Source organism: Microbacterium sp. Z12_35, assembly GCF_058310475.1.
On the sequence record NZ_JBZEGJ010000001.1, the window covers coordinates 2,305,197 to 2,316,964 of the forward strand.

Here is an 11,768-nt window from a genome sequence, read left to right on the forward strand (position 1 = left end):
GCTATCGCCATGTGAATTTCTCGGAGGGGCCCCACCCGTCGATGCGCACCCACACCTCGGTGTCGGGGAAGCCGTAGAAGCAACCGAGCTGGATCGACCCGTTCCTGGGGATGTCCCGCCGGGTTCCGTTGCCGGCGAATTCGCCGTTGCGGCTGCTGATGCACACCACGTTGTAGGTGCCGGCCGGGAAGTGCTCCGTGTTGAGCTGGAAGTACGCGCACGAGGCCGAGGAACACTCACCGGTGTTCACCCGACTCCCCTTGGTGATCCACGCCCGCGCCTTCGGCGTATCCGCGGTGCGGGCCTCCGCGCTCGCGGACGAGGTCTGACCCGCCGCATCCGTGGCGCGCACCTGGATGGTGTGCTTCTCGTCGTAGCCGAAGTCCCGCGTCCGGGAACCTCCGTTGACGCTGACCGACTCCCAGCCGGCCCCGGCGATGTTGATCTCCAGCTTGGTGATGGCCCGTCCGTTGGTCGCGGGCGGCGACCAGCTGAACTCGATCTGCGTCCCGCTCCCGCGCGCCGTCGCTCCCGGGGGCTGGATCGGGCCGTACGGGATCACCTGCGGCGTCGTGTTGGAGGACGGTCCGTAATACGTCGTTCCGTCCTGGGTGGTCACGGCTCGAAGGGTCACGCTGTACGCGGTGCCGTTGGAGACGTTGGTGATGCGGTTGTTGCCGCTCAACGCCGCCCACCCCCCGCCGTTGAGCGAGTACTCGTAGCGGATCGCGCCGGCGTCAGCACCGTTGCGCTCCGCCTGCTGGTAGGCGACGTGGATGGAGTTGTCGGGTGCCGGGGTGGACGCGCTGACGCCCTGCGGGGCGCCCGGCGGGACGAATGCGCGTCGCGGCGCCGACGGGGCGCTCGCGGGACCCCAGCCGGCCTTGTTCCGCGCCTCGACGGTGAAGGTGTAATCGTTGGCCGAGGCCGGAACCTGCACCGCCTGCGACGTGGTTCCGGGGCTGATGCCGGCGATCGTCCGCGACTGCGCGCCGCCCTGCACGTTGAGTCGGTACTCGGCGATCGGGTCGCCGTTGTTCGCGGGTGCCTGCCACGTCACCTGCATCTGCGCTTGCGACCCCACGGGGTCCAGGCGCTGCGTGGTCGGCGCGGCGGCGGCCGCCGGTGGCCCTGCGGGGATCTCACTCGCCGAGTAGCCGCTCCAGCTCGACGGCTCGGGCGCGCGGTTGTGGGCCTGCACGCGCACCTGGTAGGCCGTGCCGTTCTCCAGCCCGTCCCACACCATCGAGTTGCCGGTCGCCGTCTTCTGCGTGACACCCGACGGGGGTGCCGGTGAGATCTCGAGCGTGAACGACTCGACAGGTGACCCGGGGGTCGTCGGCGTCGTCCACGCCACGTTCAGCGACCGGTCGCCGAACCGGAGGGTCGGTGGGGCCGGTGTGTCGGGGCGGGCATCAGGCCGCGCGGTCTCCGACGGCGAGGACGGATCGGACTCGCCGACGCGGTTGGTCGCGGTGACCACGAAGTTGTACTCGACGTTGTTGGTGAGTCCGTCCAGCGTGCACGTCGTCGACCCGCACTGCTTGGTGTAAGTCCCGGCCGTCGAGGTCACCGTGTAGCCCGTGATCGGAGCGCCGTTGTTCGGCGGCGGCGTCCACGACAGCACCACCGTCCGGTCCTGCACGCTCGACACCGTCGGCACGCCTGGCGCGTCCGGCTTTCCCTGCACGGTGAGGCGGATGCGGCCTTCGACCTCGCGGTCGACATCCCCGGTCGCATCCTGGATGCGGTAGCGGACGACCATCGTGCCGAAGAAGCTCGCCGACGGCGTCACCGACACCTGGTCACCGCGCACGTCGGCGATCCCGTCGCCGGTTTCGGTGGCAGCGGCGACGACCTTCAGCGGCGTCTCGGGGAACGGGTTGAAGTCGTTGGCGAGCACCGGGATCGAGATCGTCTTGCCCTGATCGGCCTCGGGAAGCACATCATCGTTCGCCGTCGGGAGGGGACGCGTGGATGCGGTGACCCGCACCGTCACGGTGCCCTCGATCGGGTCGGTCTCGCCGTCGTCGATGCGGAGCTCGACTTCGGCGGTGGTGCCCTTGCGGACGTCGGCGTCCGCACTCACCTTGAGCGTCTGCCCGTCGATGGTCGCGTTCATCCCGCGGGGGGAGCCGCCCACGATCGTGTACCGCATGTCGTCGAGGTCGCCCTCGTCGGGATCGGTGGTGAGGGCGGCGAGGTCGAGACCCGTCGCCTCTTCCCCCGGTGCGACATCCATCTGCCCGTTGACGAACGTGGGCTTCTGGTTGTCGGGCGGGAGCACCGTGACCGGCAGGGTGAGCGTCGACTTGCGACCTTCGGGGTCGTCGGGGCCCGAGCCGTCGGTCACCTCGAAGGTGATGGCGTCCTGACCGAAGTATCCGTCGGCGGAGGTGTAGACGAGCGTCCGCTGGTCCTGCACGAGCGAGGCGCCATTCGCGTGCGCCGCGCTGACCTTCCCCACCTCGGTGATCACGACATCGAGTCCGCCTGCCGCACGGACGTGCTCGGACAGCGGGATCTCGATGGTCTCACCGCTTTGCACCTCGACGCCCTCGGTGGTGAGCAGCACGGGCGGCAGGTCGCGGAGGGCGGGGACGTGGATGAACGCCGACGCCGTGAGGTCGTCGCGGTCGGTGATCGTGTAGGTGATCAGCTGGGCCTCGTCGAGGATCGGCAGGCGCACGACACCGTCCTCGAGCACGCGCGCACCCGCGGCATCCAGGGCTATCTCCAGCGCATCGACCGTGCCATCGGGGTCTTCGTCGTTGACGAGCAGGTCGATCTCGGCGAAGGAGTCGTCCTCGACGTCGGCGGGGCGGACGCGATCATCCCGCGCGATGGGCCGCTGCAGGGGCACATCCTCGGCAACGGTGACCTGCAGGACGGCGCGCGCCTCGGCACCCCGGGCATCGCGGATCGTGTACTGCAGGCTCGTCTCGACCGGTTCGCCCGGAGAGGTCACGACCACGCGGTCACCCACCACGCGGGCCTCGAGTCCGGCGACGTCGGGGAGGATCAGCCCGTCGGAGACGAGGGTGAGCGCATCGCCCTCGGGGTCGGAGTCGTTGCCGAGGACCGGTACGGCCACTTCGCGCCCCGGACGCATGACGACCGCATCCTTCACCGCGTAGGGGGCCTGGTTCGCGGCCTCGGCGGGAGCGATGCCCACCCGGATCGCCGCGGTGGCCTCGGCGCCCTGGCGATCCCGGACGCGATAGGTGAAGGCGTCCGGTCCGGACTCGCCCTCGAACGCCTCGTAGGTGAGGAAGTTCGCCCCCACCTCGCTGACGCGGCCCTTCGAGGGCGCGGAGTCGATGCCCAGGAGCTCCACCGAATCTCCGTCGGGGTCGAGACCGTCGAGCGGGATGGGGATGCGCACGTCGGCTCCGGCGAGCGTGCGCGCAGTGATGTCCTGCGGACGCGGCGCCTGGTTCGTGTCGGCGGCGACAGGAAGAACCTGGATGGTGAGGTACCCGGCATCCTTCTGGCCGCTGGAGTCCTCGACCTCGTAGGTCGCGTACACCGTGCCCGGTTCGTCGCTGGCGCGGAAGCGGACGGTGTCCTGCGACACGAAGATCGTGCCGTCCTCCGGCTCCGGCAGCGGCTCGACGAGGTCGGGCGCGAGATGGAGCGTGTCGTCGTTGGGGTGGTAGTCGTTGTCGAGCACCGGGATGGTGACGACGTCGCCGGCCCGTACGACGGCCTGATCGTCGTTGGCCACCGGGGGACGCAGCTGGTCGGGGGCGGGCACCGGGATGACCACGACTTCACCCTCGGCGGTCTGCTGGCCGTTGGAGATGCGGTAGCCGATGCGGGTCTGCTCGCCGAGCGCCGACTGGTCGGTGATGCGCAGCGTCTCATGGCCGAGGACGGCCACCGAAATGCCACTGGCCGGATCGACGGTCACCGACTGGACGACGAGGATGCCCCCGGAGGGGTCGGAGTCGTTGGCGAGGACGTTCACGAGGACATCGCCGCCGCTGCGGAGCAACGCGACGTCGCGGACGGCAACGGGGGGAAGGTCGGTCTCGGCGTCGGGCAGCACATCGATGCGCACGAGCCCCGGCACGGCGTTGGGGCCGGCAGCCACGAGATACTGCGCGTAGTACGTGCCCGGCGCGGAGGAGCGGAACGTGAAGGTCTTGTTGGGGTAGTCCGGCACGATCTCGGCCCCGGGAACCTGATCCACGCGGGTGAGACGCAGCGCCTCGCGCCCCGAACTGGTGTCGTTCGCGAGGGGGGCGACGGTGGCGCTCTGCCCCGCCCGGACCACGAGGTGGTCGGCGTTGGTGACGGGCACCGTCGACCCGGGAGGTCGCACGTCGAACCGCACGATGCCCTCGGTGATGTCCGAGCCGTCCGACACGATGATCGGCACTTCTTTGCGCCCCTGGGTGCCGCCGATCGCGCGGTAGGTGATCCGGCCGTCGGCGGTGAAGTCGGCCTCATCCCCCTCGGCGGGCACGACCGAGGCGAGGTAGATCTCGTCGCCGTCGGGGTCGATCCAGTCGGGGAGGACGTTGTACGTGATCGAACCACCGGCTTCGACGACGACGGTCGTCACGCGCTTGGGCGCGGGCGGGGCGTTCACGTCCCATCCCCGCACGGAGAGACTCACGTCCGCGGAGTCGGTCCCGCCACGGCCGTCGTCGATCTCGTACCGGAAGGTCGCCGAACCGGAGGCCTCCTCGGGAACGGCGATCTGCAGCGCCGAGCCGTCATGGATCGGCTGCACGTCGCCCAGGCCGGGTTCGCCGTCGGGGAGGGTGACGGTGAGCACGTCGCCGTCGGCATCGGTGTCGTTGTCGAGGACCGGCAGAACGGTCGTGCGACCGGGCCGCACCCCGAAGTCGTCATCGGTCGCGATCGGCGGGGTGTTGACGTCGGTCCGCTCGGGAAGCGTCGTCTCGACGGTCTCCTCGGTGGTCTGCTCGTCCTCTTCGGCGTCGCCCTCGGGGGGGATGATGTCATCCCAGTTGTCGACGCGCTGCATCGCGTCGGTCGCCATCCACGCGGCGCCTCCGACGACGTCGTTGAGCACGACGACGTCGCGGTTCTGGCGGAAGCGCAACTGCGGGTCGGGCTCGAGGCCCTCGATCTCGGTGGTGAGGTCGTTGGCCTCGCCGGAGCAGTCGCGGACGAACGCGGCCGAGCCGCCCCAGGCCGCGTACGTGCATCCGCCCAGCACCACCGGTGCGGCCGGTGCCCCTTCGCCCGCGCCGGACGCGGTCTCGGTGGGGGCCGAACCGTCGAACGGGACGGCCACCACGGCGGATGCGGTCGCGAGGACGATCGCGTCGCCCACGGCCGAGGGCTGCTGCAGGACGGCGCCGTCGGCGCCCTTCACTTCGGTCCGCATGCCCCCGGAGGTGAACACCGTTCCGGTGTCGGCATCCAGCACCGCCGCCGTGCTGCCGACGACGGTGATGGAGAGGTCGGCACCTTCATCGACGCCGTCGAGTCCCCGGTGCGCAGCATCCCCGGTCTCGCCGTCGGGGGTGAGCGGTACGGTGACGATCTCGCGCGATTCCGGTGACACGGCGTAGACGGTGCCGTCGCGTCCCACCGCGACATCGGCGCCCCCACCGAGCTCGACCACCGGGTCGGTGCCTTCGACGGTGAACGCGGCCGCGGCCTCGGCCCGTGCGACCCACAGCGACCCGGATGCGGGGTCGAGCACCGCCATCGTCGGACCGCCCAACGCGACGTCGGCACCGGCGGGCACGTCGGCGGCGTCGGTGAGCATGACCATGGCCGGGTCGACCGCGGTGACGGTGGACTCGGTCTGGTCGAGGACGAGCACCGTGGAGCCGTCCTGCAGGATGTCGTACTCGTCGCTCGCGGCGCGAAGGCCCCCGTCGAGCACGCGAGACTCATGGTTGAAGTGCCCGACCAGCACGCTGGAGCGCTTGGTGATCCACACCCCGCCGTCGTGCAGGTCGACCTCGGTCGTGGGGAACCCCTGATAGGCGATCGCCATCGTCGTGACGGCGAGCGCGGACACGGTGACCACGCCGACGGACGCGAGTGTCCGGCGGCGTCGTCGCAGCCACGTAGAAGCCTTCACGCGACGTCTGCCTCCCCGGGGCGGAAACGAGCCGTCATCCCGACAGAGCGGGCGGATGTCAAGCTCAGCTTAACGGGAGCATAGAGGCTCGCTTGACCGGGCGCGGCACTCTTGCCCCGCCGATTCGCGGTGTGATACTCACCCGCCCGCGCCTCCCGCCGCGCGTCCGCGGAGCACGTTCCCACATCAGGAGCTTTCGCGGACACAGGACGCCCTGGCCGGAATCGTCCTGTCTCCGCCGCATCACCTGATCTGGCGACGGCCGAGGGTCAGGGGCCCGGCGCGGCGCCGCGGATCAGGACGCGACGTAGGCCGCCAGGTGCGTGCCGGTAAGAGTGGATGCCCCGACCACGAGGTCGGCGGGAGTCCCTTCGAAGACGACCGTGCCGCCGTCGTTGCCGGCCCCCGGGCCGATGTCGATGATCCAGTCGGCGTGGGCCATCACGGCCTGGTGGTGCTCGATGACGATCACACTGTTGCCCCCGTCCACAAGCCGGTCGAGGAGACCGAGGAGGTTGTCGACATCGGCGAGGTGCAAACCCGTGGTCGGCTCGTCCAGGACGTAGACCGCGCCCGACTTCGCCATCGAGATCGCGAGCTTCAGCCGCTGGCGCTCACCGCCGGACAGCGTATTCAGCGCCTGCCCGAGCGTGAGGTATCCCAGGCCCACGTCGACCATGCGGGCCAACGTCGTGTGCGCGGGGCCCGTCGGGAAGAACTCCGCCGCCTCGGCGGCCGGCATCGACAGCACCTCGGAGATGTTCTTCCCGTCCAGGCGATACTCGAGCACCTCATCGGAGAATCCGGTGCCGTCGCAGACCTCGCACACCGTCTCGACCGTCGACTGGAACCCGAGGTCGGTGATGATGACGCCCAACCCCTTGCACGCGATGCACGCGCCCTGCGAGTTCGCGCTGAACAGCGCCGGCTTGACCCCATTCGCCTTCGCGAACGCCGCGCGGATCGGGTCGAGCAGCCCCGTGTACGTCGCAGGGCTGCTCCGACGCGAACCGCGGATCGGCGCCTGGTCGACCACCACGACATCGTCGCGGCCGGGAAGGCTCCCGTGGATGAGGGACGACTTGCCCGACCCCGCGACTCCGGTGACGACCGTCAGGATTCCGAGCGGGATGTCGACGTCCACGTTCTTCAGGTTGTGCCGTGTGGCCCCGCGGATCTCGATCGCGCCCTTCGGTGTGCGGGTGGAGTCCTTGAGCCGCGCTCGGTGGTCGAGGTGCCGGCCGGTGAGGGTGTCGGATGCCCGCAGGGCCGCGACATCCCCGGTGAACTGGATGCGGCCACCGTGGCGCCCCGCGCCGGGACCGAGGTCGACGACATGATCCGCGATCGCGATCACCTCCGGCTTGTGCTCGACCACGAGCACCGTGTTGCCCTTGTTGCGAAGAGCCAGCAGCAGCGCGTTCATGCGCTGGATGTCGTGCGGGTGGAGCCCCGCGGTCGGTTCATCGAAGACGTACGTGACATCGGTGAGGCTCGACCGCAGGTGCCGGATCATCTTGGTGCGCTGCGCCTCTCCGCCCGACAGTGTGCCGCTCGCGCGGTCCAGCGAGAGGTAGCCGAGACCGATCTCGACGAAGGAATCGACCGTGTCGCGGAGGCCCCGGATAAGCGGTGCGACGGCCGGGTCGTCGATGGTCCGCAGCCACGCCGCGAGGTCGGTGATCTGCATCCCCGCGGCATCCGCGATGCTGATCCCGTCGACCTTGGATGATCGCGCGCCCTCGTTCAGTCGGGTGCCGCCGCAGTCGGGGCAGGCGGTGAACTTCACGGCCCGCTCCACGAACGCGCGGATGTGGGGCTGCAGCGAATCGCGGTCTTTCTGCAGCATGCTCTTGGTGATCTTCGGCACGAGACCCTCGTAGGTCACGTTGATGCCCTGCATCTTGACCTTCGTGGGCTCCTTGTAGAGGAAGTCCTCGCGCTCCTGCTGGCTGTAGTCCTGGATGGCCTTGTCGGGATCGAGGAACCCCGACTCGGTGAAGGCCCGCACCATCCACCCGTCGACGTTGTAGCCGGGGATGGTGAGCGCCCCGTCGGCGAGGGACTTCGTGCGGTCGTACAGTTCGTCGAGGTCGACGTCGGTCACCTCGCCGAGGCCCTCGCACTGCGGGCACATCCCGCCGGTGATCTCGAACGAACGGCGCTCCCTCACCGTCTTGCCGCCGCGCTCGGACGTCGTGGCGCCCCCGCCCCGCACGGACGGCACGTTGAACGAGAAGGCCTGCGGCGATCCGACGTGCGGCACGCCCAGGCGGCTGAACAGCATCCGCAGCATCGCGTGCACGTCGGTAGCGGTGCCCACGGTCGAGCGGGCGTTGGAGCCCATGCGCTCCTGGTCGACGAGGATCGCCGGGCTGATGTTCTCCAGCGCGTCGACCTCGGGGCGCGGCGGCGTCGACATGAACGCCTGCACGAACGTGGGGTAGGTCTCGTTGATGAGCCGCTGCGACTCCGCCGCGATCGTGCCGAACACGAGGGAGGATTTACCCGACCCGCTCACGCCGGTGAAGACAGTCAGGCGGCGCTTGGGGATGTCCACGGTGACATCCTGCAGGTTGTTCTCCCTCGCTCCGACGACGCGGATGACGTCGTGGGCGTCTGCCGTGGGGTCGGTGCCGGGCGCTGGGGATGGGGCGCGGTCGGACGGGGCGGATGCGGCGGCCATGCTTCTCCTCGATCGGTGCTGGCCCCAGTGTTCCGCACATCGCGGACATCCCGCTTCCTCGATCCTGACCGATCCGCGGTCCCCTGGTGGCGGGCGGGGTCAGGATGCGGCGGCCGGCGCCTCGAACCCGTCGCAGAGCGATACCGGGAAGTTGTCGGCGAACACGGCATCGGGATCGACCTCGTGCTTGACCGCGCGGAGACGCTCGATCTTGTGCACGGGGAAGGCGTCGAGGATGCGATCGGGCCGTTCCGACGAGTCGAAACTCAGGTACATCCCCCGCCCGAGCGGGCGGAACGTCTCCCACGCGGCATCCAGCGTGGCGGCGTCCGAGCCGAACGCCACCACGGAGAGCTGCGCGGCGCGGTTCGAGTAGGCGGTGTCGTCCTCCCCCACGTCGGCGACGGCGCCGCCCACGGAGCGGTACTGGAGGAAGAACGCGGCCCCCTCATCCAGCATCCGCGTCGTCGCCGCCGCGATCTCCGGTGTGATGTCGCCCAGGAGCAGCGACCGCGCGTGCGGCTCCCCGCGCCCGTGCTGGGGTCCGAGGTCGGCGTTCGCCATCACCTGCGGATACGACGTCACCTGAACCGACTGCTGCAGCAGCGGCGCCAGCTCGGCGAAGGGCTGGAGGCGCTGGATGATCTGGTCGGGGTCGGCGGAGTCGACCATCGCCATGACCTGCGCGATGCGGGGCTGTCCCGGACGCCGGGCGCCGAGGATGAGGAACGCCGTCAGATCGCGCGGCGCGTCGCGCATCACGCGGCTGTAGCCGACAAGGAACTCCTCGGCCTCGGACGCGTCGAAGGCGAGTTGCGCCCAGCCCACGTCCCCGACCTCGTCGACTTCGAACTCGAAGCTGGTGACGATGCCGACGTTGGCGCCGGCCCCGCGGATCGCCCAGAACAGCTCGGGGCGGGTATCCGCATCCGTCCGCACGATGGAACCGTCGGCCAGCACCACCTCGGCTGCGCGAAGGTGGTCGATCGTCAAGCCGTGTTCGCGCGCGAGGAACCCGATCCCGCCGGCGGTCGCCAGCCCACCGACCCCCACGCCACCGTAGTCGCCCGACGACAGGGCCCAGCCGTGCTGGCCGAGCGCGGCCGCGACTTCCGCCCAGCGCGCACCGGGACCGATTCGCACCAGGCGGCGCTCCTGGTCGATCACCTCGATGTCGTTGATCCGTCGCAGGTCGATCACGATGCCGCCGTCGTTGGTGCTGCGACCGCTGATGCCGTGCCCGCCGCTGCGGACGGCCAGCGGGACACGAGGGTGCTGCCGCGCATACGCCACCGCTTCGGCCACCTGTTCCGCCGAGCTCGGCTGCAGCACGATGCCGGGGGCGCCCCCGCGGAGGTAGGTCGAGCTCACGTCCGGATACTCGAAGTCGCCGGGCTCGATCGCGTGCACCCCGGCCGGTACCCCGCTGTAGTCGATGCCGGTGCGGCGGCGACCCAACGCGGCGGCCGACCGCACCGGTGCCGAGGCTGTGCCGCGATCGCCGCGCTCTCGGGCGACGATCTCCCGGACCGCCGGCGCGATCTCCTGGCCGAAGAGCTGGATGATGCGTGGGTCGTCACCGACCGCGATGAAGCTCCCGATGCCGTTCTCGAGGGCGTACCCCGCCAGTTCTTCGATCCACCCGCGCAGGTCTCCCGAGGGCGCCCCCACGTTGAGCAGGCGACGGATCTCGCGCGGATCGCGTCCCGCGCCCGCGGCGGCCTCGTCGATGGCGGCGTTTCCGCGGGCGAGGTCACCCGGCTGCAGGTACGCCAGGCTCGGCAGCCACCCATCCGCCACGCGACCCGTCAGTGCCAGCATCCGCGGCTTGTATGCGCCGATCCAGATCGGGATGTCGTGGGCCGGGCGTGGTCCTCGCTTCGCGCCGTTCACCCGGTGGTACCGCCCCTCGGTGAACAGCCCCCGGCGCTCGGAGGTGTCCCACAGGCCCCGGATGACGCCGATCGCCTCTTCGAGCGCACTGACCGCCTGGCCGGGGGTGAGACGCCGGCCGCCCATGGCCTCGACGGCGTCCCAGAAGGCGCCCGAGCCGAGGGCGAGGTCGAACCGTCCGCCGGAGAGGAGGTCGAGGCTCGCCGCCGACCGGGCGATCACCGCGGGCGGGCGCAACGGCAGGTTGAGCACGTTCGGAGCGATGCGCACCGTCTGGGTCTGCGCCGCCACGTACGTCATGAGCGTCCAGGTGTCCAGGAACGCCGGCTGATACGGGTGGTCTTGGAAGGTGACGAGGTCGAGTCCGGATGCTTCGGACAGCTGCGCGAGCGCGACCGGGACCTGCGGATCCGCCGCGGCGGGGGTGATGAACGCCCCGAAATCGAGTCGGTGCCCGTAATCCATGTCAGATCCTTGCTGCGAGAGGGCGGGAGGGAGAGAGGGAGGGGTCACGGGATGACCGCAACCCGGCGATGAGCACGTCCAGCAGCACGGGCCGATCTTCCGGCGAGCCGAGACGTACTGCCCGCTCGACGCCGCACAGCATCCGCTGCACCTGTTGGACGGTGACGTCGGGCCGGATGGCGCCGTCGCGCTGAGCGCGTTCCAGCAGCGTGCGGAAGCTGCGGACGAACGCGCATTTGGCCTCGCGCGCCGCGCCGAGATCCCCATCGGGCGTGGTGATGATCGTCTGCACTCCTTCATCCCCGAGCTGCAGATCCAGAGCGGCCGCCAAGAATGCGGGCAGTGCCTCCCCCGCGTCGGGGGAGCGCTCCGCGTCGGCGGCGAGCACGCGCAGCCGTTCGACGGAGTCGACGGAGAGCGCCTCAGCGAGCGCCTGCACGGTGGGGAAGTGCCGGTAGACCGTCGCGACCCCGACCCCCGCGATGCGGGCGACGTCGTTCAGGCGCAGGTCGTCGTGCGGGATGCGGCGTGCCGCACACAGGATCGCTTCCCGGCTGCGCACGGCATCGGCTCGGGGACGGGTCATGGTCCCAGGCTACGCCTGAAAACGGATAACTCATCCGATTATCTTCGAACAGTCCCCGCCCGGGA

The 11,768-nt window shown here is 70.2% G+C and carries 4 protein-coding genes; all 4 read right to left on the reverse strand.

Features of this window, described 5'->3' with window-relative positions; all coding sequences use genetic code 11:
* Position 1: 1 nt before the first annotated feature.
* On the reverse strand, positions 2 to 6,073 hold the full coding sequence (locus tag AC4FS1_RS11115; protein ID WP_491155002.1) for an Ig-like domain-containing protein: 6,072 nt from the start codon (positions 6,071 to 6,073) through the stop codon (positions 2 to 4).
* 295 nt (positions 6,074 to 6,368) lie between these two features.
* Complete coding sequence (locus AC4FS1_RS11120; RefSeq protein ID WP_491155004.1) at positions 6,369 to 8,759, reverse strand: ATP-binding cassette domain-containing protein; 2,391 nt, start codon at positions 8,757 to 8,759, stop codon at positions 6,369 to 6,371.
* 99 nt (positions 8,760 to 8,858) lie between these two features.
* Positions 8,859 to 11,117, reverse strand: a complete 2,259-nt coding sequence (locus tag AC4FS1_RS11125; protein WP_491155006.1) for an LLM class flavin-dependent oxidoreductase — start codon at positions 11,115 to 11,117, stop codon at positions 8,859 to 8,861.
* A 1-nt stretch (position 11,118) separates the two neighbouring features.
* Positions 11,119 to 11,703 (reverse strand): TetR/AcrR family transcriptional regulator, encoded by a 585-nt coding sequence (locus AC4FS1_RS11130; protein ID WP_491155008.1) that lies wholly within the window; start codon positions 11,701 to 11,703, stop codon positions 11,119 to 11,121.
* Positions 11,704 to 11,768: the final 65 nt, after the last annotated feature.